The sequence below is a fragment of the Streptomyces sp. NPDC037271 genome, assembly GCF_055603605.1.
The window spans coordinates 33,957-55,848 of sequence record NZ_JBVJVN010000007.1; the positions used below are offsets into that span (position 1 = coordinate 33,957).

A 21,892-nucleotide genomic window follows, 5' to 3' on the forward strand; every position below is an offset into this window, starting at 1 on the left:
GCTGCCTTCACTGGTCTCGATGTCGTGGTGAGTGTAGGGAAGCCGGGGCGGGCGGGGCACCAAGTTCTTCCTGCAGCTCCAACGCACCCTGCAATACCTGGCGCAGGCTCCTGACCGCGCGTTCCAGGCGGTTGGCCGTGGTCCTCACCGTCGCGCTCGATGCCTGTGCCTGGAGCTGTCCGGTCAGGTCGTGTGCCTGCGACTCGGCGTCGGACAGCAGGGTGGACAGCTGCGCCAGCAGATCGGTCGCGCCCCCGGTGCGCAATAAGGCTGCCTGTTTGCGCAGTTGCACGTTTGTCTGGTGCAGGTCGACGAATACGGTCACTTTGGCGCGCAGCACCCAGGGCTCGTACGGCCGCGATACATAGTCCACGGCACCCGCCGCATACCCTCGGAAGGTGGCGTGGGTACCCATTTCGTACGCGCTGATGAAGATGATCGGGGTGTCACGAGTCCGCAATCGGCGCTTGATGTGTGTGGCGGTCTCGTGGCCGTCCATTCCCGACATCTGGGTGGCGAGTAGGACGAGGGCGAATTGGTCCTCGTCCAGCGCCTTGAGGGCTTCCTCGCCCGACGAGGCGCGGACGAGTGTCTGGTCGAGCGCGGACAGGGCGGTCTCCAGGGCCAGCAAGTTCTCCGGCTGGTCATCGACCAAAAGGATCTTGACCTTCGTGTCCGCCGCGGAGGACGGTGCGGGGAGCCTGGTAGCCGTCCGGTAAGCCGCAGGTGACTGCGGTCCCTCCTGTTCCCGGGGTTCCGGGAGCCGCGGGGTCGGGGGAGGCCGGTCGGTGGTCGGGGTGTCGATGTGCGTGGCGACGCCAAGGCGTTTCAGTAGCCGCTCTTCCAGATGGGCGAACGATCGTTCGGGTGCGCCGACGGCGGCGGCTCCTCCCGGATGCGCCACCCAGGCGGTGAAGCTCGGTGAGTGCCGGACCCACGCTGCCAGGCGGTCGGCGATGAGACGCGTGGTGCGCAGCAGCTCGCGGGCGGGGAGCGTGCCGAGGAGGATGCTCCGTGCGTCGGCGGAAAAGTCGAAGAACTCTGGCTGCGGCGACCTGCCGGTGGGGTCAGCAGCGGCGTTGTGCATGAGGCCGCCCAGAAAGACTTCCACGAGGTGCCCGGTGTCCGTCGGAGGGCCCAGGGCCTCCTGCACCATGCGCATGACTGAGGGCGTGACGGGCGCCACGGCTGCGAGGTGGGCTGCGAGCCGGTATGCCTCCGGGCTGGCCGCGTCGCGGAAGCGCAGGACGGCTTCAGCGTCCGTAACCTGCCGGGTTCCGGCGCGCCAGGATTGGGTGACGTACCGCCCGATGTCCCACAGCGGCAGCACCGCGGTCGCGCTCGGTGAGGCGACCAGCCGGGCCCAGTCACCGACGGAGGCCCGTGTGGGTTCAAGCACCGGAACGGGGACAGAGTCGAACGCGACCAGATCCGCCGGCAGTCTCAGGTCGGTGACGTGCCAAGCGGTGGTGGGGCCGCCCCTGCGGACACTGGTGACGTGCCACGGCCGAGTCATGACGCCCGAGTTAGCCCAGAGCCGGGCGGGCAGCGCCTGCACAATCGCGGTGGGTTGCCGGCGGGCCCACATGGCCGCCACCTCACTCATCCGGCCGTCCCACCAGGCGTCGCCGACGCCGTCGCTGACCATGAGGACAAGGGTGGCGCCGGTGGGGTCGCAGAGCGCGGCCGGCGGAAGGTAGGGACCTTGCTGGTGGTAGGGACGGTTGCTCAGCAACGGAGCGTGGGAACCACGGGTATTGAGTCCGAAGACGCGGACGTCGCGGAAAGCCCCGGCCCGTTCCATCAGTGTGCGGATCTCGGAGGCCAGACGCTTCCACAGGACCATGGACACGCCGTCGTCGATCAGCAGGGCGAGAGACAGCCAGCGGCTACGAGCTGCACCCGTCACGGTCTCGGGCAGGCCCGTCTCGGCCATGGCATCAACCGTCCGTGCCACGTCCAGTTCCTGACGGCGTCGATCGGGGAGCCGCTGCCGCAGCGGCCGTAACGCCTTGCCGAGCGTGAGATGACGGCTGGGCAGGACATGAGGGCCCGGCGTGCGTACGGCGTGTGCCCGGTGCAGGGTCGGCTCCGGCCTGCCGCTCCCCTTCCCTCGCGGGGCCGCGTACAGCGGGAACAGGCGGTGCGAGGCGACGTCCGGCGGCGGGTGCGCACCTGATTGCACGGCATCGTCCGCGTCGGGGGCCCGGGGCTCGCCATGCTCGGCGACCTGCCGTGAGGGGGCGGCCGGGGCCGGACGTCGCGCCAACGGATCGACGTCGCCCGGCAGGTTCCTGGCGAGCCACAGGACGTCGAGGAGTTCCTCGTCGGCGAGGTCGACGCCGCTCCTGGCCAGGATCTCTCTCAGACGTCCGAGCATGCCCTCATACCGCCCCGCCTAGTTGGTGCAGAACGGCGTCGAGCAGTCGGCCGGCGTCCAGATCGATGCCCCCCTTGCGTAGGAAGACCGCGTTGAGGAGCTGATCGGTCGCGAGTTCTCCGGGTGCGCGGCGGCCGAGGAACTCCTCCAGCAGGCCGTCGATGTCGTGAAGTGCCTCGTGGCCGAGGTGCGCGGCGACGATGTCCCGCAGCCGTTCCTCGTCGGGCTCGGGCAGGTCGAGACGGACGCACCGTCGGAGGAAAGCGGGAGGGAATTCGCGTTCACCGTTGCTGGTGATGACCACGACGGGGAACTCAGGGCAGCGGACGCGGCCTCGAACAATTGGGGCTGGCGCGTCAGGGTCGTCGGTCTGGACGTGGACCGTGGAGTGTTCCTCGGGGAGGCGGCTGAGCTCCGGAATCTCGAACTCGCCCTCCTCGAACACGGTGAGCAGGTCGTTGGGTAGATCGACGTCCCCCTTGTCCAGTTCGTCGATGAGTAGGACCCTGGGCCGGTCCCGGGCCAGCAACGCAGTGCCCAGGGGGCCGAGCCGGACGTACTGGCCGATGCCGGGGTCGGAGCTGTCCGTGTCCCGGCGGAGGTTGGCTTCCCGCAGTCGGCCGATCGCGTCGTAGTGGTAGAGGGAGTCCTGCAGGGTGGAGCGGCTGTTGATTGGCCAGTGCAGGATACGGCCGAGGGCGAGTTCGTGAGCGATTGCGTGGGCCAGGGAGGACTTTCCGGTACCGGGGTGTCCCGTGACCAGCAGAGGCCGGCGCAGGTGGAGGGCGGCGTTGACGATGTCCGCGTCGTCGGGGTCGATCAGGTACGGGTGGGGGCGTGCGGTCCGCGAGCCGTCGGGCTCCTCTGTGCGGAGCCGGCGCCATGGTGGTGCGGGCGGGAAGGTGACCGCGCGGGCCGTTCCGTCGCCCCGAAAGAGCCGCCAGTTCCCGTCGCCGGATGGGGTGGGGTGGCCGGTGGCAGCGGATTCTGCGACGGTCATGACGCGTGGGCTCCTTCTGGGGGATCCTGCAGGGTCAGTAATTCGGGCCGCGGTCGCCGACCGTGTTCCTCCCATACGAGTGCGGGGCGCGCCGGGAACGTTTCCGGCTCGTCGAAGGCCGTCCCGCGGAAGAGTCGGACTCGCTCGGGCAGATCGGCGAGGGAGCCGGTGGGGTCCAGTTGTTGCAGCCCGGCCGCGTCCGCAGGGCAGTCGGCCCTCCTGTCCCAAAGGACGACCGGGACGCCGAGCGCCAGGCAGAGTTCGAGTAGTGCGTCCCGCTGGTCCGGGGAACCGTGGAGCACGACCTGAGTGGCATCACGGTGAGTGGTCTGCAGCAGGCGCCTAAGCCGTGGGCGAGTGACACATTCGTCGTCGACCACTAACGCGGCCGCGTGTCCGCTCTCCCAGCGCCGCCGGTGCTCACGTTCTCTGCCCCGCACCAGGTCGCTCATCTCCGGGCAGCTCAGGGTGAGGCAGAACTCGGCGCCGATCGGCTGGTCAGGCACGAACTCGTTGGGCGCCCCGGGGTTCCATTCGTCGATGGGTAGCTGGAGGCTGTCGCGGTCCACCAGAACCGTCGCGTGGGGCACGGCCGTCGGGCCGAGCTCGTCCGCGACGACCTCGACGGCGTCGCGCACCCGCTGGGCCACTCCCTCGGGTGTCCGCGGCGCGCTTTCCGCCTCGTTGAGGGGGGTCTGCGTGCCGTCGGCGCGGGCGAGCAGGATGCGGCAGTAGTAGCTCTCACGCGGTTCGGTCCGCGCGCGGGATATTTCGACGACGACGCGAGAGAAGGGGGAGGATTGCCGGGCGGCCCAGCGGCCGGCGTCGGTGCGGCGCTCGGCAAGCGCCGCCGGATGGATGCCGGTCCGGGCGGCCACCTGATCGGACCAGCTGCGCAGCTCCGCGCCCGCTCCCCTTCCCAGGGCGGCGGCTACAACCTCGACTAGGCGGAGCAGGGCTGGTACGGGCGGTGTGCCGTCTGGTACGCGCTCGCTGTCGGAGACGGACTCCAGGTGCTCGATAACGTGTTCGAGATCGTCGACGCAGAGATGCGTGCGGTTCAGCGGGTCGGGCAGCCAGGCAAAGCGCAGGGCCTCGCGGGCGGCGCGAGGTATCAGCGCGGGCTGCTCCTTGCAGATGCCGCAGAGCAGTTCCAGTAAGTGCTCGTACTCGTCCGGGGACAGGAGCAGGCACAGTCCGCCGGCGCGGGCGCGGGTGAGGACGTCCGTCAGACGGGTGCGCTCGTCCTCGCCCGTGAGGGCCGGGGTCAGGGTGCTGCTCAGGGCGGGCAGGGCGCGGGGATGGGCTGCCACGAGTGCCGCGAGGTCGGGCATGGTCGGTTCGTGGCTGTCGGAGACGTTATATCCGAGCCGCCGTGCGAGGTCGCGGGCATGTGCCGCGTACGTCCTCCGGCCGCCGAGCACCGACCACAGGAGCCGTTCGGTCTCCTGCTCGGCCGGGCTGCGTTCCGCCGCGGGTTGAGCCGTCGGGAGGGCGGCGCCAATCTCGGTCAGGCGGGGTGGGCCGTCGGCGTACCGCCGCAGGAGTGCTTCGAAGCCGGCGTCTTGGACGAAGCAATGCGCCGGGAGGGCCCGCAGGCGGCGGTTGCCGTAGGACCGGTCGTCGCGAATCACCACGCCCGCCAGGTAGTCCTCGCAGAACACTGCGGTTCCCGAGGCGCCTCCCCAGGCCTTGCGGCCGTCGTCGCGAAGGTCGGGTGCGGACTCCTGGTCGAGCACGTAGAGGCCACGAGCCCCGGAGGACAGCGGAGGCAGGACACCTCGAAGGTGTTCGGCGTCACGACCGTCTTCTGCGGATGCCAGCGGAAAGCCCAGTCCCTCGTAACGCAGCGGGGTCGTGCCCACGGGGTGGCCCCATCGGACCGACCCCGGTACGTCGATCTTGTCGTGTGTGAGCAGCAGGGCGACGTCCAGGTCCTGCGGATGGGTCCAGATCAGCTCCGCGCCGGTGCGTAGCGTTTCACCGCGGCCCGGGTGTCCCACTCTGACCTGGATCTCCTCCCAGTAGGCGCCGCTTTCGCGGTCCTGGAGGATGTGTCCGGCGGTGAGCACCAGGCGCGGCGCGACAAGATAGCCGGACCCGACGCGATGGCGCAGCCGCGTGGTCCCGCTGCGGATCAGCACCAGTCTGTGCGGGTCCATCACTCCTCATCCCAGGAGCCGGGTTCGGTGTCGCTGATCTCTGGACTGGAGCCGCCGCGGGCCCGGTCCCGGACCGAAAGTTTCAGCGTCAGTCTGTGGGCGCGGACGCTGGAGTGCTCGCCGCCCGCGCCGACGGTCGCCACACCGAAGCTGACCTTGCCGTCCCCCTTGCCGCTGTTGCGCAGCTCCAGCTGCAGTTCCAGTTCGGCCTCCTCGATGCCAAACGCGAATTGCTGGTCTGCCCCCAGGTCCTGTGCCCGATAAAGCTCTTGCCGCAGTTCCTCGATCGCTGCGGTAAGACCGATCCCCGTCATCCGTACCCCCAACGCGCACTGTGCCTGCGGAGTAGTCTGCCAAGGGTATGGGGCCGAGCGCCCCGGCTTCGGGGGAACGGACGCGTCGGGATGCGTGTCTGGCGGGTAGGAACGGGTCCGCGCTCCGACGTCGCCTGACGTTCCCGTGCAACGACACGAGCTCCAACAGGGGCGGAACTCTCGATCGCATGCCAAGCCGAGGCCGGACCAAGTAGTGGATGTCGTACTGCTCGCACCTGGCGCCGAGCGGGACGCGGCTGTCGATGCCGGCGCCTCACGTGCCATCGAGTCACTGTGGGCTGAAAGAACCAAGAACGACTTCTGGCCCAAGAACCACACGGACTATACGCCGCTGCCCGGCATGTGGCCAGACATTCACATGACGCCTGCGCAGGGGGTTCAGGCCCACCTTGACCTGCAGGGAGGCGCTCCGGGTGGGGTGCTGCTGCCGATCCACTGGGGGACGTTCAATCTGGCTCCGCATCCGTGGGCGGAGCCGGGGGAGTGGACGAGGGACGCGGCCGAGGAGGTCGGGCAGGCGGTGGCGTTCCCGCGGCCGGGGGAGCCGTTCGAGCCGGCGGGGGAGCTTCCGGTGGAGGCGTGGTGGCGGGCGGTGTCCGGTCCGATTGCCCATCCGTGGCGTCGTCCCCGGATCACTGAGGGTATGGCCGAGAGGAGCAGGGGTGATCTCGACCTCGCGGGGGAGCGGTGAGGCCGGTCGGGGACGAGCTTGGGGAGATGGTCCGGATGCTGGAGTGTCTCCCTGCTGACGAGCGAGATCGTTTGCTGCGAGCCTTGGACGGAGCGCCTCGCGTGGACCGTGAAGCCACTGCTCAGCACTTCAGGCCCTTGCCGTCCGTTGAAGGCCCGTCCCGGGTTGTTGTCCGAACGCGCAATATGGAGCGCTGAGCTTGCGGGAGGGGCCTGGCTGGGCAGCGTTCGGCCGCACTGCTCGGCCAGTGTCGGTGGCAGCGTCTAGGGTGCGGCGCATGCCTGCCTCGTCACCTTGGCCCGAAGCCGAGACTCCCGTGTCGCCGGCGTACCCCTCAACGCGCCAGGGGAGGCGATAACCCTCTATGACGGGCCGGTTGTCGGACCGGCCGGGATCGAGTGGCCCCGGTCCTCTGTGCGCCCGGAGATACCGTTCCGCCCGGGCGGGTACGAGAGGCCGCCGGAGACCCCACGGGAGGCCGGGACGATTGATGCCTGGTGCCGCGCGCTGGCCGTCCGGTGGTCCGGCTGTCGGGTCGGCGGCCTCCGGATTAGGCCACGCCTTCGCCAGGCGGTCTGCAGCCGGTCCTCGGCCAGGTGCGTGTCGCAGGCCAGCAGTCACGCGGTACGCAGCAACCGCGAGCCGCCCCCTTCGGCGAACTCCTCCAAGTCCGGTGCGCTGCTGCTGTTGTCCATCGCGTGGCTCATGCTCCCGCCGTCGCGCCCGTGCCATCGCCTTGGCTCTCACACCCGGTGAACCGTGTGACCCGCGGATCGGGTTGCCCAACGAGGCCCATGACCTGGGCATGTCTGTTTCTCGGAGGCAAGAGCGTTACAGGAGGCGGCCGGGCGGACAATGCTCCTCACCCCTTGGCCGTCTGCGGCTCGGACGGTCTCACGGCCGTGCTGGACAGGGCATGACCTGCGAATACCACCGAAGTCATTGCAATATAAAGTACCTCGGGAGGAACGGCTCCACCGGGAGCCGTAACCATGGTCCGTCCGGGGAGAACCGAGTGGCGAGAAAACGCAGGACCCCCGTGTCGGTGCGCGGCCACAAGCGCCGCCTACCCAACGGCCGAACGACGTACGTACGTCGGCACACCCGAACCTACTGGACCGGGCGGAACCCCTCAGCCGCCGTGCGCAGGCCGGAACGCTCCACAGGATCGGCGCGACGCATCCCGACTCGATCGACGTCGGACAGTACGCGATTCCCCTCACCGGAGGCTTCGACGATCATATCGGCCAAGCCGACGGAGGCAAGCGCGGCCTGTGGCGCGTGGGGATGCTTCGGTCTTCTGTCTACCGTCATAATTCTCGCCTCGCTGATATCGGAGGACGGTGAGCGGCCGTACCTGTCCATCATCGTTCCGTGTTTCCTCGCGGCGGTGGTCGCGGGCTGGCTGTGCGGCTGCGCCTTCTCGCCCAGCACGGCCCGGGGACAGAGGCGCTTGACGACAGCCAGGCGGATCGCGCTGACCTCGGGCATCTCCATCGCAGTAGTGCCGATGCTCATTTGGGAGGCGATGTCCAACACCGAGGAGCTGGCGCCCCTGTGGCTCAACGTCACCCGAAATATCGGCATGGGCTTCCTCCTGTCCTGGGCAGCCGGCACTCGAAGGGGAGTCAGCCGCACCGCTTCGGCGCAGAGCACGTCGCCCGAGTCATGCCCGCCACAGCATGAGGCTGCTCGGAATGACCGGATCGCCGACCAGGAGGTGGCCACACCATCCCATCCCACCAGGTATTGGAATGAGACTGCTCGGTCGGGAAGCTCTCATTCTGAAACGATCAGCTAGTCTCCCGGCGTGCGAGAGTCAGCCAGGGGGCTGTAGAGGCGGCGACCAGGAGGTCAGCCAGTGACTGGCTGCCACTCTCCGCAGCGCTCGCTGTTGAAGGCGTAGTCGCTGCTGCTGATCGTCACTTGTACCCGCTTCGCGGCAGTGGTGAAATGATTATCGATCACCTCGCCGTTGGCATCCTGTCGCTCCCAGTAACAGTCCTCCACATCCGTTGTGTAGTAGGTGCCCGGCTTGATTTCCGAACCCACGCGATACACACCGGGTCCGAAGACCCGTCCTTCCGCCTCCAAGTCGTTGCGATTCTCCGCACCGCCGATCAGCTTCTCGATTGCGCCCTTCTGGGGGTGGTTCGGGCATAGTTGCAGGGCCCCACGAACTTCGCTCAGCTGCTCGTCCGAGCCGGCCGTTGCGAGGCGAGGTAGTCCCAGGATTCGGCGCCGTTTTGGGCACACATCCCGTAAAGGACGGCGAGTTGGTCAAGGCTGGCGCCTTCGCCGTAGGCAGTCGTCACCGCCGTCTTCTCGACCTCGCTCAGTTCAGCACCAGCAAGCGTGGCTTCACAAAGATCGTGCTCACCGGCCCATGACGCTTCCAAGGTGCTGTAGTACTCGCTCGGTTCGTCGCCGCCGTAGCAGTAGAGCTCGCTGACCGTCACGGACGTCGGCGCCTCGTCGACCGTCACTGGTGACGGCGCTTCATCGGGCGGCGCCTCGCTCGACCCGCTTCTCGAGTCCGCAGAGGTCTGCTGCGACTTCCCGCCTGGCTCATCCTCAGTCGAGCTGGAACACCCGACGAGCAGCAGACCAACTGCTGTCGCGATCACGATTCTCTTCACGTTCCCCCCCATATATGTCACGAGGGCTACACGCGTGTCCCTGCGTTGCAGGATAGACGGCACCCAACAACGAGGAATCAACGCGTCGACTGGGCCCGTCGAGCGCGCTGAAGGTCGTTGATCGGATCAACCGCGTGGGCAGTGTTCTGCATGGCAGTGCCGTGCAGGGATCGCTCCCGGTAGATGATCTAGCGATCCCTGTCGCAGCTGCGACATGAAGCATGCACATAGCATTTATCATCTTCACGCAGCCCTCACAACGACGGGTGCCTGAACCGCCCTTGGAGGGACCATGCACACCAGAACCATCACGCTCGCCACCGCAGCCGTCCTCGCTGCCGCGCTCACCGCATGCAGCAGCGACCACGACCCGGCACCGAAGGAAACGAGCGCCGCACAGGTCGATCAGCCTGCCACCGTGGAGCCCGTGGCCGTCGCACCTACCGTGAGCCTGGCCTGGAGCCACAACGCCACCTCGTGGGACGAGCCCCAGGTCTGGTACGTGACCCGGGTCAAGAACACCGGGGCCTCCGAAGCTTCCGTCGCTGTCGACGTCCGCGCGCTCGACAAGACCGGCACGATCGTCGGCTCCGCCCAGGACACCTTGCCTAACATTCCGGCCGGCGCGACCTTCGACTACTTCGGCACCATCGGCGGCAGTATCGGCACCGAGTTGACCGGCACCCCGGACAAGATCGAAGTATCTCGAGCGGAGAACGCTTTCGGCCGGGCCGGCTCCATCGAAGCGCCCATGCTCAAGACCAGCGAGGTCAAGCTCACCGCGAGCACAGACGATACGTACACGGACGCCTCGAACTCCTACGACCTGTCGGCGAAGGTCACCAACAGCACCACGGACGCCGTGTCGTCGGGAGTGACGCAACAGGTCATCCTCTACAACGCCCAGGGCCAGGTCGTGGGCGGCGAAAGCGGCTTCTCCGACAACATCCCGCAGACCCTGCCCACGGGCATGAGCTACCGCGAGCAGTGGACCGGCATCCCGGCCATCGGCGAGGCCACCCGAGCTGTTTACACCGTGTGGGTCGGCTGATGCCCCAGCCGTCCCGAACCGACCCGGCCGACGACTGATCAGCAACCGCACACTGCCCCCGCATGTCCACCACCATCACGGAATGGGTGGATCCAGAGGGGGGGGACCTTGGGGCTCTGGCAAGTCGGGCGTGGCCAACCTCCTGAAGGGGCTGCTCGACAGGCCCTCACGTCGTGGTCTCCGCTGATGCTCGTCACGGCACCATCATCCACGCCGACGCAGCAGAGCCGGAGGCCATCCCCACCAGCGCCTTTTGTTCCCGCCGCAGAACGCGAAGCCCGGACGTTCAACGGGCTCCACGGCCGCTCACTCGAACTGGCTGAGAGGCTGAAGGCCCTCCACGAATGCCCGGAAGTCGGCCGCGAGCGGCAGTTCTGCGCCCGGAGTCGGTGTCGAACCAGGTCACCGACGGTTCCCCCAACGCGCCGTAGGCCCGGTAGTCGAGACCGATCCAGTAGTGACCGTCACCGGACAGCAGCACGACTGGAGACGGCAGTCCCCACTCATCCACCAGGTACGGCGTGTCCAACAGCGACAAGCCGTGCCCGCCGGTGCCGATCCCCATCAACTCGGTGAACGGGATGTGGTCCTCGCTCCACGAGGTTGGCTGATTGGTCGGAAAGGCATCCAGGCCGGCCGTGACACCGCCGCCGTTTTGCACACGCAGAAGGTCGAGCAGCGATTCGGGGAGTCGCAGCCCGAGGGCTTGCTCCGCGTCGGCGACGGTCGCCTGGGTCAAGGCGGGCTGAACACCGTAGGTGTGTCCGCTCCAGAAGGACGCCTTGATTTCATCGAACTTCATCGGCTCCTCCGCTCGGGCCGTCGTGGCGAACCAACTGATCAAGCTCTTCAGCGGAGTCGGCGGCGAGGCGGTAGATGCCCTGGAGGCTCACCGAGCGGATCAGCCGCCCGCCCTCGACGTACTTGAGCAGGCGCTCGCCACGACGAGATGTGAACGTCAGCCGCTCCAGAAGGTCCCCGGGGACGACCGTGTCGAAGGTGAGCGGGGCACCTGGCGGTCCGACAAGCACTTCAGTGACACATCCAGCCTTGAGCGGGCGCCAGTCCAGCAACTTCACGTAGTCATCATCGGGAAGCACCGAGCCGACGTTCTCGTAGGGGACGATTCGGGCTACCTCCAGCATTCCCAGCACATGGAGGCGGGTGCGGTGCACACGCACCGGGTAGATGCGGTCGCCAGGCTGCACCCCCGCGCGCTGGAAGCTCGGCAGCGACTGGTGTGGCCCGCCGAACAGCATCGTCAGCCGCTGACCGGTATAGCCGGACCGTTCGAGCTCTCGGCACAAGTGGTTCGTCCACAACGTCGTATATGAGTTCGGCACGCCAGCACGCCAGCACGGTAGCCGTGCCCTCCGACAATCACCGTGCCGGGAGCCGATGTCAGTGCGTGGTGGCATGCTCGCGGCCATGAACAAGGAGCAGTTCTGGACGTTGATCGAGAAAGCCCGTGAACACGTACCTGACACCAGGGACGGTTCCGATATCGCCGACTGTGCCTCCGCTTTGCTTGCTCGCTGCTCAGTCCAAGAGATCACCGCGGCACAGCAGACCCTGTGGGATCTCATGGCCGACTCCTACCAGAACCGGCTGTGGGCTGCCGCCTATGTCGTCAACGGCGGCTGCTCGGACGACGGCTTCGACTACTTCCGAGGCTGGCTGATCGCACAAGGACGTACGACATTCGAGGGCGTCCTTGCAGCCCCCGACACACTTGCCGAACTCTCCCACGTCCGCACTGCCGCGGCTGAGGGCACCGACCTCGACTGCGAAGACATGCTGAGCATCGTCTGGAACGCACACCAGAAGGCCACTGGCCAGGAACTCCCCGCCGATGCCTTCACCATCCGGTACCCGGACCTGGGCCCTGCCTGGGACTTCAATTTTGACGACCGTGAAGAGATGGCTCGCAGGCTCCCCGCCTTGACCGCGCTGTATTCGTACTGACAGCAGTGGGCACCTTCCCGTGATGCCGATAGAGCCCAGCCTGAACTTCCCCACCGCAACCGCTACTCGAGTCCTATCCGGAAGGCCATCATGAGCTGGGACGTGATCCTCCTTCGCTTGCCCGACGACGTCACCTCGGTGCAGGAGTTTCCCGCCAACTACACCCCAGACCCGCTCGGCCGGCGACACGACGTACTCGCGGCTGTCACCCAGGCCGTTCCCGATGTCGATCTCTTGGACCCCGCGTGGGGCGAACTTTCCGGCCCTACATGGTCCATCGAGCTCAACATCGGCTCAGAAGACCCGGTGGACTCCGTCATGCTCCACATCCGGGGCTCCGGCGACGACGTGCTGACACCCGTCCTCCGTCTCGCCGAGGCTCTGCGGTGCAAGGCGCTCGACTGCGCCGAAGGGGACCTGATCACTCCGGGGCAGACGTCCGGGCTGGCACGCTTTCCAGCAGTTCCGCGATCGAGTGGTGGGACCCTCCCAGTGATACTTCCTGGTCACAGCGCCAGCGTCCGCCCCATGCACCATGAAACCCGATCGGGCTGTGAAAGCATGCTTCCGCCCGGTCGGATGGTCACGTCCGATGAGGGCGACGGAGAGGTACAACCCCTCTGGCTCAGTGACGGACCGGCCACGGCCGAGCTGTGGACACGGGTGCACGCCGAGCACGTGCGTTCCGGCCCGTGGCCGCTGCTGCTCGACTCGCTGGATCCGAACGACAGCGAATTCCGCCCATGGGGATCCGGGGAGATCTTCCCCGAGCAGATGTCCTCCCCGGCAAGCCACGACCCTGCCGACCTCCTCGCCCAGTGGTGGACGACCTACACAGCCGTCGACGAAGACGACGACATGCTCGAAGCCGACAAGCGCCTCGCTGTCACGGCCCCCTTCGGGCAGACCTGGCCCGGTCTCGTGCCCGGTCGGGAGACGACAGCGAACCCCGATCAACCGGCCGCCGAGTTCGCGCAGGCGTTCCTCGCTGACCGCCCTCAGACGCGCCTGGGGCTTGTCGCCGCGGCGTCCGGTGCCGAGGCGCTGACGGCCGCGGGCTGGGCCGGCCCCTGCAACTACGACAATGACACCGCGAAGTTTTCCGCGGTCGTCCGGGATTGGGAGCGCCGGTTCGGTGCTCGTGTCGTAGCGGTCGGCTTCTCCACGCTGCACCTCAGCGTCGCCTCGCCTCCCGTGGACGAGCACGAGGCTCTCCTGGTCGCCGCCGAGCACTTCGCCTTCTGCCCGGACAACATCTGGCAGGGCAGTAGGCCGTACACACTGACCGCATACGCTCAGCGGATCACCGGTGCCCACCACTGGGACTTCTGGTGGGACTGATCCGCTACCCGGAAGGCGTTCGACTGGGATGTGGCCTTCAGAGTGCGGTGCTGGGCTGTCAGGCCACGGACAGTCTGTGCCACCAATGACTGCAGTCGCCGGAGCAGAAGCGCTCGCGGCGCCGTCCGTCGGCGATCGCGAGCACCGCGATCAGGAGCCGGAACGCTTTGCGGCGCTCGTCGAGAGGCGCGAGACCGGCGATCTTTCCCAATTGCTCGTCTATCCGGCCTCGTGAGATCAACACTGCGGGCGTATGCGTCGGGCGCAGCCCCGCACGGCGGATGCTCTCCGGCGCGTCCTCGGCGACGGCGCGTGCCTGAACGCAGTGATGGCGCAGGAACAGCAGCACCTCGGACTGCTCTTCCTGGCCGAGGCCGTCGAACCATTCGATGCCCTCTGACATCGGGCGCATCCCCTGTGCGAGCTTGTTGAGCAGGACATCGCGTGCGTTCACGACTGCCTCCCGTGGGACAGACGCCGCTCCGCAGCGGTGATCAGGATTCCGAGCAGCACCGCCAGATCGGCCGCGCCTTCTGCGTCATCGGCCCAGCGGGTGGTCTGCAGTGGGTGAACCTGGTCGAGGAGGACGCCTTCGCGGGCCAGGACGAAGGCCAACGCCAGCATGGCCGCGCGGGCGTTGCCGTCCTCGAACGGATGGAAGAAGAGGATGTCGAGGTAGGTCCGGGCAGCGCGTGACGGGAGGCTCAGATCAGGTTGAGAGCGATCGGACAGACAGCGCTCGAACAGCGCCTGCGCATCGGGTGTAAGACCGTAGCGCTCCCGTCCGCCCTTCGCGAAGGCTGGCATCGTGCGGAAACCGACCAGGTCGTGGCCCAGCACAGCCCGCTGCCACTTCGCCATGAGGGCGAAGGTCAGCGGCCTGTCCTGCTCAGCGTCGGCGAAGGCCACCTCAAGGGCGTTCAGGACCCGTGCGGTACCCTCGCTGTCACGTCCGTCTCGCGTTGCCATGAAGAAATTCCGAAAGCCGTCGCGGGCCGGCGCCTCCGAGACGAGGCGTGCGCCGCGCCAGGACGGCCAGGGGATTTTCGGCCGGATGAGCAGCCAGTCGACAAGGCTGTCCTTCGGTTGGCCGGTCCCGGAAGTCATCTGATGCCACCCACGCTTCTGGCGAACCGCGAACTCACTGCGTCGACCACCGGTACATCAGGTGCGATCCAACTGCCGAACCGGCCGCCGACCGCGTTCTTGACGATCTCCTCGGCCTGGTCCTCGTCGATGCCGTTGTAGGCGAGGAACCATCGGAGGACTTGCATGCAGTGCCCGTACCAGCCACTCTCGGTCTGGGTGCGGTCAGCCACCACGGTGACCAAACGCGTGCACGCCCGCTCCCAGTACCAGAGGTCCACCGAAGAAGCCGCGGTGTTCTCCGGCGGGGTCAGGGCCGCGAACCGCTCCGCCAGGTCCTCCAGCCAGCCACGCCATTCCCGAAGAGCCTCGACGACCAGCGGGGCAGTCGCATCCGGGGTCGTCACGGAGTCGGATGAACAGCACCAGACCTCGACAACGCCTCCGTCGACGTCACCCTCGCCGACCGACCAGTTCCATCCGCAGGCCCATCGGCCGTACCGGCCCGCCAGGACCTCGGTGACGGGATCCAGCGAACGCCAGCGATCCTCGCGAGCGACGTCAGCGCTGGGCAACAAGGGCGCGACAAGGCTCGCCAGCTCCTCCGCCGCATCGTCGTCCATCGCGAACGGATGTCGAGCCGGATCCACATCTGCCCACGTCAGGGTGTGTGCCCACAGTTCACTCACCGTCCCACTCTGCCTGCGTAGCCGCCCTGACTCCACTCCATATCGAGTGCCTGCCTCATCAACGGGAAACGATCTCCGGCTAGCTGGGAAGCGATCTTCAACCGCTTCTGTCCCGCCTGGTCAGACCCACTCGTGAAAACCCCGAAGTCGCGCGTCGTCCTGGCGACGATGGAAAGCGTGACAGCTCCCTGGAAGCGGCGAGGGAGTCTCTCAACGAGTCGTTGCGGCCCCCTCCTCCCTCTCTCCTCCTTGCCGATCCGGAGTGAAAGCAGGCCCTGCGAAGCTGCGGATGACAGAACCTGCGGAGTGTCGTCAGGTGAGTTGGCTCATCGGCCTCTGTAGACGTCTTCGTCCACTGGCGGTTCGTGCCCGAGGTAGTCGTAGGGGTCGTCGTCCAGGGCGATGTCCTCATTGAGGTCCCCCAAGTGAGGGAGCAGCTTGCTGTCCACTTCGAGGTCACATGCTGAGCAGTGGAACCCGTAAGGGATGAGGTAAACCACTTCCTGGCCAGCGATGCCTTGGACGTTCACCTCACCAGCCACCCAGCCCTGAGCTCCGCAAGCTGGGCACGTTTTCGGTGCTTCCCGACTCATCATGATCATCGGTTTGCTGGTGATTGTGGCCAGAACCACGTCGCGCTCTTTGTGTGGCATGTGCCCGAATCGTTGCTCGAACAGGGAGCGGGCCTTGACCAGCAGGGCTTCTGTCGCGACGCGTTCCTGCCGTACTTGCTCATCGACCAGCTTGTCGTGCAGGACCCCGTAAGGGCCCCAGTAGCTGATCGGATCGACCTTCAGCTCTTCGAGGATGGGGTCGGCCAAGCGCAGGCAGACTGTGAACACCGCTTCGGCTTGTGTCGAGTCGTGTATCGCACTGTGGGCGACGCCATTTCGGGCGTCCGCCAGTGGTTCGAGAGCCTTCTTGTCGATCGGGACCTTCCTGGGGAGGAGCTTGAGTACCCGCTCGTGAGCGTCGACCAGGCCGATGGTCTTCACCTTGGTCAGCGGAGCCGCATGGGAGCCTAGGCCCGTGGCATGAAGCAACGAGTCGAAGTGCCGACCATCGATGATCAGAGTTGGATGGATTCCGGCGAGGTATGCCTTGAGCAGGTGCTCTGTAGCGACTCCAGCGTGGTGGACGGCGAAGTCGTAGCTCTCGGGCCCCTCGGCAAAGGCCGCAAGTGCGGCGTTCATCCATCGTTGAGATGAGCTTTTCAACTGCTCTGATTCCATGACCGAGACGATAGAACCCCTGGGCCATCAAGCGCCCGGGGTTTCGCTCTCATCCGCTGGGCGGTGAAGCCTGGGGAGAGGATGGTCCTTGAGCTCTGCAGCGTATCGGACCCAGTTGCCTCCCGACTGAATCCATGCGGTGGCCCTCTCGAGACTGAGGCCCAGAAGCTTCGAGAGGACCGCCGCCGCCAGTTGAGTGGACAGCCCCATCAAAGCGGACGTCCGGCCTGGACGGGAGTAGATGCCGAGACGCTTCAGCCACTCTCCCAGGTGGTACTGACTTCGGCTCGTCAGGGTGAATCTTTGCGAAGCCTCTGATGGGTGTGGGTGGGCGGCTGTATCCGTGTGGTGTGAGATATGCGGATGGGGGCGGGCTGCCCCCTGCGGGACGTCGGCGCCGTGAGTCAGTACGGATGCAGGCGGCCGAGTGGTTTGAGCAGGAGATCAAGCCGTCGGAGGTCGCACGGCGGCTGCGGGTGAGCGTGAAGTCGGCTTACCACTGGCACCAGTTGTGGCGGGATGGCGGTCGTGAAGCTCTTGCTTCCCGCGGCCCGAGCGGATCCCGTTGTCGGCTGTCCCCGCGCTGCCTGGAGAAACTGGCTGCGTACCTCGATGAGGGCCCGGCTGCCCACGGCTGGGTGGAGGACCAGGTGTGGACCGCATCGAGGGTGGCCACGCTGATCGGCAGGAAGTTCCACGTCTCCTACAGCGTCTCCGGCGCCACGAGGCTGATGCACCGGCTCGGCTTCAGCCCGCAGGTCCCCGCACGCAGGGTCGCCGAGCGTGACGAGCAGGCCGTGACCGCGTGGAAGGAGGGGACCTGGGCGGAGGTAAAAGGGCCCGGGCGGCCTGCGGGGGCTACATCTGCTTCGAGGACGAAGCAGGGTTCACCCGGAAGCCGCCCCGGGGACGAACCTGGGGCCGGCGAGGGCGCACCCCGGTCGTGACCGTCAGCGGGCGCCGCTCGGGGCGTCTGTCGGTGGCCGGGCTGATCGCGATACGGCCGGGCTCGCGCACCCGGCTGTGCCGCCGTCTGCGCACTCACCGAGCGGGCAGCAGCGCACGCCGCAGCATGGGCGAGCGGGACTTCGTCGCGCTCGTGGACGGCGTCCACCAGCTCGTCAAGGCACCGATCGTGCTGGTCTGGGACCGGCTGAACACCCATGTCTCCCACGCCATGCGCGAGCTGATCGCCGAGCGTGAGTGGCTGACGGTGTTCCTGCTGCCCGCCTATTCGCCCGACCTCAACCCCGTCGAGTGGGTATGGGCACACGTCAAGCGCAGCCTGGCCAACCTCGCCGTAGTCGCGCTCGACCGGCTCGAAGCCCTCGTCCGTAACCGGCTCAAGCGCCTTCAGTACCGGCCCGGCACCCTTGACGGCTTCATAGCCGGCACCGGCCTGAGACTCGACGAACCCACGTCACCTTGACCAGCCGAAGTCAGTAACTGCTGAGGTGCTGGCCCGCGTAAGCGCGCGGGAAGAGCCAGGTCGAGTCGGACGTAAAGCCGATCGTCGTGTGCCCGCGGCGTCGAGCGAGAAGCCGCCGTGCCAGTTCGTCCAGAGGACCTGGCAGCAGGTTGACTCGCTGAGGGCTGAAAGAATCAAGAACGACTTGTGGCCGGACATCCACATGACTCCCGAGGAAGGCGTACGCGCCCACCTCGACCTGCAGGGAGGCCGGCCGGGCGGCGCCCTGCTGCCGATCCACTGGGGGACGTTCAACCTGGCTCCGCACGCGTGGGCGGAGCCGGGGGAGTGGACGAAGGACGCGGCCGAGGAAGTCGGGCAGGCGGTGGCGTTCCCGCGGCCGGGTGAACCGTTCGAGCCTGCGGGGAAGCTGCCGGTCGAGGCGTGGTGGCGGGCGGTGTCGGGTCCGATCGCGCACCCCTGGCGGCGTCCCCGGATCGCTGAGGGTACGGCCGGGACGAGCAGGGGTGATCTCGACCTCGCGGGGGAGCGGTGAGCGCTTCAGGCCCTTGCCGTCCCAAGAAGACCCGGTTCATGTTGCAGTCCGGACACGCGCACCACGGGATCCAGCCCGTGCTGAGACTTTGATCGGTACTTGGCCACGTTGATTTCCGGTTGGCCAGTAACTGTGACCGAGGGTTTGGTTCGCGGACGAGAGCCACTGCCTCCGCCCATCACCCCGGCGAACCATGCCGGCCACAGCAGTGGCTACAGCGGGTTGCCGATGCAATCCGCGCAGCTCGGGTCAACGGCTGGACACCCCGGAAACCCGGACACCCCTTCGTGCTCGACCAGTCGCCGGGGTTCACCCCTGCCGGCAGACCGGCGAGTCCGTGTGCCGCGTCTTGAAGTCTGCCGAGTCTCACGCCGGACCTGCCGTCGGTTCGAGCGCCTTGCCCAGGAGACTCACCAGCTTGAGCAGGTCGTCGGCGTCCAGTCGGGCGAACGGGCTCAGGGCCAGTGTTGCCTCGATCAGCGCAGACCGTACCCGTCGGCCGTCCTCCGTCAGCGCTGCGACGCGTGAACGGCGGTCGGCGGGGTCGGCGGAACGTTCGACGAGTCCCCGGCCGGTGAGCTGATTCATGACGAAGCTGAGGTTGGGCGCGTTGCAGTACAGCCGGCCGGCCAGTTCCTTCATCGAGGGCGGCGCCTCGGCCGGGTCGATCGCCCAGAGTGCCTGAGCGGTTGCCTGCGTCAGACCGTGTTCGGCCAGGACGGTCTCGATCCGGGCGCTGGTCCGCATGAAGATCTCATGGTTTGCCACCACCGCTGCCTCAAGGGTGCTTCGCGTCATGGCCTCATCCTAGCCTTTTTACTTCGAGTCTCGAAGTGTTATGTTTCTTCGAGGCTCGAAGTAACCGGTCCTCGTTCCCGCTGTGGACACGAGGCCGTCCCCAGAGCGGGACGCTTCCCGCGTCCCGTCCTTCCCGAGGCCCGTCCACTCCGACGCGGCCCGGCGCCCAGCCGAACAGGAAGCACTCACTCATGCACGACTACACGAACACCACAGCCGTGGTCACCGGCGCTTCGAAGGGACTGGGCGAGGCTTTCGCACGGGAACTCGCCTCCCGAGGCGCACACCTCGTCCTTGTCGCACGCTCGGCCGACGCACTCAACACCCTTGCCGGGCAGATCCGGAAGGCCCATTCCGTCCGAGTCGACGTGATCGCCGCAGACCTCTCGGACCGGCGGTCCCCGCAGACGGTGGTCGACGCCATCGAGGAACTCGGCCTGGACGTGGACCTCCTGGTCAACAACGCCGGGATGGGGTCGGTGGGGCCCTTCCTCGGCCGTCCCCTCGAACCCAACCTCCAGTCCGTCGACGTGAACGTCACCGCGCTGATCGGCCTGGTCCACCTCCTGGGCGCCGGCATGGTCGAACGCGGCCGCGGCGGCATCGTCAACATCGCCTCCACCGCCGCCTTCCAGCCCATGCCGTACCAGGCCAGTTACGCCGCCACCAAAGCATTCGTGCTCTCGTTCACCGAGGCGCTCGCCGAGGAGGTCCGAGGTACCGGCGTGCGCGTGATGGCGGCCCACCCGGGAGCCACCGACACCGGATTCTTCGACCGTACGACCGCGTCCATGGACCCGAAGACCACGGACACCCCCGCCGACGTCGCTGCCGGAACACTCGACGACTTCGCACGCGGCCGGTCCGTCTCCTTCCCCGGACGCGCCTCCAACCGCGCGGGAACCTGGGCGTCGCGCCTGCTTCCCCGGACCACGGTCGCCCGCATCACCGGCAACCTCAACCGCAAGGCCGGATTCGAAGACGTGAGCGACCTCGACCCCGCCACCGCGTGACGCCACAACCTGCGGCGCGAAGACGGACAACGGCGCCGACAGCCCACCGAGGCCGCCCAGAGCCGACGTCACGGGAGAAGAGATGACCACGCTGAATGAGCCGCTGCACCTGAGCAACGGCGCTCCGCTGCCCAACAGGATCGCGAAGGCCGCGATGGAAGAGTTGCTCGCCGCGCCAGGCCAGCTGCCCGGTGACGAACTCCTCACGCTCTACCGCCGTTGGGCCGCGGGAGGCGCCGGGCTGCTGATCACCGGACACGTCATGATCGACGGCAGAGCAGTTGCCCAGCCTGGCGACGTCGTCCTGGAACAGGGCACGCCGCTGGAGCCGTTCCAGCGCTGGGCGGCTGCCGGCAAATCGGCAGGCGGACAGATCTGGATGCAGATCAACCACCCCGGGCGCGTCATCCCCAAAGACCTCGCCGGCACCACCTGGGCGCCCTCCGCAGTGCCGATCGACGCCGGCGGCTTCTCCAGCATGTACCCGACACCCCAGCCGATGACCGCCCAGCAGATCGACGAGACGGTGGAACGCTTCGCCGTGACCGCGCAGCGGGCCCAACAGGCCGGCTTCGACGGAGTCGAGATCCACGCCGCCCACGGCTACCTCCTCTCCCAGTTCCTCTCTCCCCTGGCGAACCGGCGTGACGACCGCTGGGGCGGCAGCCTGCACAACCGGGCCCGCCTGCTGCTCGATGTCATGGGCGCGGTCCGCGAGCGCGTCGGCACGGGCTTCGCAGTGGGAGTGAAACTGAACTCGGCGGACTTCCAGCGCGGCGGATTCGACACCGACGACGCACGTGACGTGATCAAGATGCTCGCCGATGTGGGGGCTGACCTGGTCGAGCTGTCCGGCGGCAGCATCGAGAGCCTGGCCACGGCAGGCTTCCCCGCGGACGGCCGCACCCTTGCCCGCGAGGCGTACTTCCTCGAACTCGCCGAGCGGCTCGTCGCCACCTCGCCGCTGCCACTGCTGCTGACCGGAGGGATCCGGCGACGCGCGGTCGCCCAACAGGTGATCGACTCCGGAGTCGCCATGGCCGGCCTGGCCACGGCGCTGGCAATCGACCCCACTCTGCCGGGACAGTGGCTTGCCGGCGGTGATGCGCAGGCCCGCCCGCCCCGCACCCGCTTCCGGCACAAAACGCTGGCAGCCGCGGCCGTCCAGGCCGTCACGTCGCGGCAGCTGGCCCGCCTCGGTGCAGGCAAGCCGTCGAAGACGCCCTACCCTCCGGCCGTCGCTCTCCTCCTCGAACGACTCGTCCGCGCCCGGCGCCGGCGCGCCTATCTGAAATGGCATACGGCCGTCTGAGGGCGGACGGGATTGGGTCGGCACCGCGTACGCATTCAGTCAGCGAACGTGCGTGGAAGTACCGCACCTGTTCGCCCTGGCGGGACCTGCCGGGGGAACGCGGCCTCCTTCCAGACGGCCACAAACGCCTCATCAGGTGGGCCGTCGACGGCACCTGGGCACGGATCCTGGCCGCCGTCCTGGCCTTGTCCACGTGCACGACCAGGACGTCATGGCCATCGATGACCTTGGAGA

Annotated in this window: 20 protein-coding genes and 4 pseudogenes; 9 read left to right on the forward strand and 15 right to left on the reverse strand. The window is 67.5% G+C overall.

Annotated elements, in window-relative coordinates:
- Positions 1 to 7: 7 nt before the first annotated feature.
- From ACZ7G3_RS15020 to ACZ7G3_RS15040, 5 genes and pseudogenes are all read right to left on the reverse strand, one after another.
- On the reverse strand, positions 8 to 661 hold the full coding sequence (locus ACZ7G3_RS15020; protein ID WP_470926129.1) for a response regulator: 654 nt from the start codon (positions 659 to 661) through the stop codon (positions 8 to 10).
- Positions 662 to 949: 288 nt separating this feature from the next.
- Positions 950 to 2,380: pseudogene (locus ACZ7G3_RS15025) on the reverse strand (SAV_2336 N-terminal domain-related protein); the annotation flags it as partial.
- A gap of 4 nt (positions 2,381 to 2,384) precedes the next feature.
- Positions 2,385 to 3,380 (reverse strand): AAA family ATPase, encoded by a 996-nt coding sequence (locus tag ACZ7G3_RS15030; protein ID WP_426558054.1) that lies wholly within the window; start codon positions 3,378 to 3,380, stop codon positions 2,385 to 2,387.
- Positions 3,377 to 5,542 carry a VMAP-C domain-containing protein gene (locus ACZ7G3_RS15035; RefSeq protein ID WP_426558056.1) on the reverse strand — a complete coding sequence of 722 codons (2,166 nt, stop codon included), beginning with the start codon at positions 5,540 to 5,542 and terminating at the stop codon, positions 3,377 to 3,379. Before ACZ7G3_RS15035 ends, ACZ7G3_RS15030 begins: the two co-directional genes overlap by 4 nt.
- Positions 5,542 to 5,856 carry a trypco2 family protein gene (locus ACZ7G3_RS15040; protein ID WP_217167315.1) on the reverse strand — a complete coding sequence of 105 codons (315 nt, stop codon included), beginning with the start codon at positions 5,854 to 5,856 and terminating at the stop codon, positions 5,542 to 5,544. Before ACZ7G3_RS15040 ends, ACZ7G3_RS15035 begins: the two co-directional genes overlap by 1 nt.
- A 364-nt stretch (positions 5,857 to 6,220) precedes the next feature.
- Here ACZ7G3_RS15040 and ACZ7G3_RS15045 point away from each other — a divergent pair.
- Positions 6,221 to 6,568 (forward strand): annotated as a pseudogene (locus ACZ7G3_RS15045) (MBL fold metallo-hydrolase); the annotation flags it as partial.
- A 1,110-nt stretch (positions 6,569 to 7,678) separates the two neighbouring features.
- Here ACZ7G3_RS15045 and ACZ7G3_RS15050 read toward each other — a convergent pair.
- The 3 genes from ACZ7G3_RS15050 to ACZ7G3_RS15060 all read right to left on the reverse strand — a co-directional run bounded on the left by ACZ7G3_RS15050 (position 7,679) and on the right by ACZ7G3_RS15060 (position 9,207).
- The gene (locus ACZ7G3_RS15050) at positions 7,679 to 8,086 is read right to left on the reverse strand and encodes a hypothetical protein (RefSeq protein WP_470925845.1); all 408 of its coding nucleotides are present in this window, start codon (positions 8,084 to 8,086) and stop codon (positions 7,679 to 7,681) included.
- 336 nt (positions 8,087 to 8,422) lie between these two features.
- On the reverse strand, positions 8,423 to 8,620 hold the full coding sequence (locus ACZ7G3_RS15055) for a hypothetical protein (RefSeq protein WP_470925846.1): 198 nt from the start codon (positions 8,618 to 8,620) through the stop codon (positions 8,423 to 8,425).
- Between the two features lie 134 nt (positions 8,621 to 8,754).
- Positions 8,755 to 9,207: a DUF3558 domain-containing protein gene (locus tag ACZ7G3_RS15060; RefSeq protein ID WP_470925848.1), complete on the reverse strand. Its 453-nt coding sequence runs from the start codon at positions 9,205 to 9,207 to the stop codon at positions 8,755 to 8,757.
- Between the two features lie 292 nt (positions 9,208 to 9,499).
- On the opposite strand from ACZ7G3_RS15060, the gene ACZ7G3_RS15065 reads away from it, so the two are divergent.
- Positions 9,500 to 10,258 carry a hypothetical protein gene (locus ACZ7G3_RS15065; protein ID WP_470925850.1) on the forward strand — a complete coding sequence of 253 codons (759 nt, stop codon included), beginning with the start codon at positions 9,500 to 9,502 and terminating at the stop codon, positions 10,256 to 10,258.
- A gap of 286 nt (positions 10,259 to 10,544) precedes the next feature.
- Here the strand turns inward: ACZ7G3_RS15065 and ACZ7G3_RS15070 are convergent, their stop codons facing one another.
- Positions 10,545 to 11,060 (reverse strand): SMI1/KNR4 family protein, encoded by a 516-nt coding sequence (locus tag ACZ7G3_RS15070; RefSeq protein WP_470925852.1) that lies wholly within the window; start codon positions 11,058 to 11,060, stop codon positions 10,545 to 10,547.
- Positions 11,047 to 11,601: a hypothetical protein gene (locus tag ACZ7G3_RS15075; protein WP_470925854.1), complete on the reverse strand. Its 555-nt coding sequence runs from the start codon at positions 11,599 to 11,601 to the stop codon at positions 11,047 to 11,049. Before ACZ7G3_RS15075 ends, ACZ7G3_RS15070 begins: the two co-directional genes overlap by 14 nt.
- Positions 11,602 to 11,686: 85 nt before the next feature.
- On the opposite strand from ACZ7G3_RS15075, the gene ACZ7G3_RS15080 reads away from it, so the two are divergent.
- Together ACZ7G3_RS15080 and ACZ7G3_RS15085 are read left to right on the forward strand one after the other, a co-directional pair.
- Positions 11,687 to 12,223 (forward strand): DUF4240 domain-containing protein, encoded by a 537-nt coding sequence (locus ACZ7G3_RS15080; protein WP_470925855.1) that lies wholly within the window; start codon positions 11,687 to 11,689, stop codon positions 12,221 to 12,223.
- A gap of 90 nt (positions 12,224 to 12,313) precedes the next feature.
- Positions 12,314 to 13,564, forward strand: a complete 1,251-nt coding sequence (locus tag ACZ7G3_RS15085; protein WP_470925856.1) for a DUF4253 domain-containing protein — start codon at positions 12,314 to 12,316, stop codon at positions 13,562 to 13,564.
- A gap of 58 nt (positions 13,565 to 13,622) precedes the next feature.
- On the opposite strand, the gene ACZ7G3_RS15090 is transcribed toward ACZ7G3_RS15085, so the two are convergent.
- The 4 genes from ACZ7G3_RS15090 to ACZ7G3_RS15105 form a co-directional block, all read right to left on the reverse strand.
- The gene (locus tag ACZ7G3_RS15090; RefSeq protein ID WP_470925858.1) at positions 13,623 to 14,018 is read right to left on the reverse strand and encodes a DUF5958 family protein; all 396 of its coding nucleotides are present in this window, start codon (positions 14,016 to 14,018) and stop codon (positions 13,623 to 13,625) included.
- The gene (locus ACZ7G3_RS15095; protein WP_470925860.1) at positions 14,015 to 14,671 is read right to left on the reverse strand and encodes a Fic family protein; all 657 of its coding nucleotides are present in this window, start codon (positions 14,669 to 14,671) and stop codon (positions 14,015 to 14,017) included. Before ACZ7G3_RS15095 ends, ACZ7G3_RS15090 begins: the two co-directional genes overlap by 4 nt.
- Positions 14,668 to 15,339: a hypothetical protein gene (locus ACZ7G3_RS15100; RefSeq protein WP_470925862.1), complete on the reverse strand. Its 672-nt coding sequence runs from the start codon at positions 15,337 to 15,339 to the stop codon at positions 14,668 to 14,670. The genes ACZ7G3_RS15095 and ACZ7G3_RS15100 overlap by 4 nt, the downstream gene beginning before the upstream one ends.
- A 326-nt stretch (positions 15,340 to 15,665) precedes the next feature.
- Positions 15,666 to 16,571, reverse strand: a complete 906-nt coding sequence (locus tag ACZ7G3_RS15105; protein WP_470925864.1) for a hypothetical protein — start codon at positions 16,569 to 16,571, stop codon at positions 15,666 to 15,668.
- 350 nt (positions 16,572 to 16,921) lie between these two features.
- Between ACZ7G3_RS15105 and ACZ7G3_RS15110 the strand changes: the two genes are divergently transcribed.
- Together ACZ7G3_RS15110 and ACZ7G3_RS15115 are read left to right on the forward strand one after the other, a co-directional pair.
- A protein-coding gene (locus ACZ7G3_RS15110) for an IS630 family transposase (protein WP_470925866.1) occupies positions 16,922 to 18,000 on the forward strand; the annotation gives its coding sequence in 2 pieces (ribosomal slippage) (positions 16,922 to 17,423 and positions 17,423 to 18,000; 1,080 coding nt in all).
- 178 nt (positions 18,001 to 18,178) lie between these two features.
- A pseudogene (locus tag ACZ7G3_RS15115) lies at positions 18,179 to 18,535 on the forward strand (MBL fold metallo-hydrolase); the annotation flags it as partial.
- A gap of 366 nt (positions 18,536 to 18,901) precedes the next feature.
- Here the strand turns inward: ACZ7G3_RS15115 and ACZ7G3_RS15120 are convergent.
- Positions 18,902 to 19,333: a MarR family winged helix-turn-helix transcriptional regulator gene (locus ACZ7G3_RS15120; RefSeq protein ID WP_426598237.1), complete on the reverse strand. Its 432-nt coding sequence runs from the start codon at positions 19,331 to 19,333 to the stop codon at positions 18,902 to 18,904.
- 191 nt (positions 19,334 to 19,524) lie between these two features.
- Between ACZ7G3_RS15120 and ACZ7G3_RS15125 the strand changes: the two genes are divergently transcribed.
- The 3 genes and pseudogenes from ACZ7G3_RS15125 to ACZ7G3_RS15135 all read left to right on the forward strand — a co-directional run.
- Positions 19,525 to 20,346, forward strand: coding sequence for an SDR family NAD(P)-dependent oxidoreductase (locus ACZ7G3_RS15125; RefSeq protein ID WP_470925868.1), 822 nt, complete (start codon positions 19,525 to 19,527; stop codon positions 20,344 to 20,346).
- A gap of 82 nt (positions 20,347 to 20,428) precedes the next feature.
- Entirely contained in the window at positions 20,429 to 21,658 is a 1,230-nt protein-coding gene (locus ACZ7G3_RS15130) for an NADH:flavin oxidoreductase/NADH oxidase family protein (protein WP_470925870.1), read from the forward strand.
- 50 nt (positions 21,659 to 21,708) lie between these two features.
- A pseudogene (locus ACZ7G3_RS15135) lies at positions 21,709 to 21,873 on the forward strand (IS5/IS1182 family transposase); the annotation flags it as partial.
- Positions 21,874 to 21,892 lie beyond the last annotated feature (19 nt).

Coding starts and splice junctions, on each gene's coding strand:
- ACZ7G3_RS15095 (WP_470925860.1), bottom strand. CDS start 14,671: ATGACTTCCGGGACCGGCCAACCGAAGGACAGCCTTGTCGACTGGCTG.
- ACZ7G3_RS15105 (WP_470925864.1), bottom strand. CDS start 16,571: ATGGAATCAGAGCAGTTGAAAAGCTCATCTCAACGATGGATGAACGCC.
- ACZ7G3_RS15065 (WP_470925850.1), top strand. CDS start 9,500: ATGCACACCAGAACCATCACGCTCGCCACCGCAGCCGTCCTCGCTGCC.
- ACZ7G3_RS15050 (WP_470925845.1), bottom strand. CDS start 8,086: ATGAGCATCGGCACTACTGCGATGGAGATGCCCGAGGTCAGCGCGATC.
- ACZ7G3_RS15040 (WP_217167315.1), bottom strand. CDS start 5,856: ATGACGGGGATCGGTCTTACCGCAGCGATCGAGGAACTGCGGCAAGAG.
- ACZ7G3_RS15080 (WP_470925855.1), top strand. CDS start 11,687: ATGAACAAGGAGCAGTTCTGGACGTTGATCGAGAAAGCCCGTGAACAC.
- ACZ7G3_RS15125 (WP_470925868.1), top strand. CDS start 19,525: ATGCACGACTACACGAACACCACAGCCGTGGTCACCGGCGCTTCGAAG.
- ACZ7G3_RS15070 (WP_470925852.1), bottom strand. CDS start 11,060: ATGAAGTTCGATGAAATCAAGGCGTCCTTCTGGAGCGGACACACCTAC.
- ACZ7G3_RS15120 (WP_426598237.1), bottom strand. CDS start 19,333: ATGACGCGAAGCACCCTTGAGGCAGCGGTGGTGGCAAACCATGAGATC.
- ACZ7G3_RS15130 (WP_470925870.1), top strand. CDS start 20,429: ATGACCACGCTGAATGAGCCGCTGCACCTGAGCAACGGCGCTCCGCTG.
- ACZ7G3_RS15030 (WP_426558054.1), bottom strand. CDS start 3,380: ATGACCGTCGCAGAATCCGCTGCCACCGGCCACCCCACCCCATCCGGC.
- ACZ7G3_RS15035 (WP_426558056.1), bottom strand. CDS start 5,542: ATGGACCCGCACAGACTGGTGCTGATCCGCAGCGGGACCACGCGGCTG.
- ACZ7G3_RS15085 (WP_470925856.1), top strand. CDS start 12,314: ATGAGCTGGGACGTGATCCTCCTTCGCTTGCCCGACGACGTCACCTCG.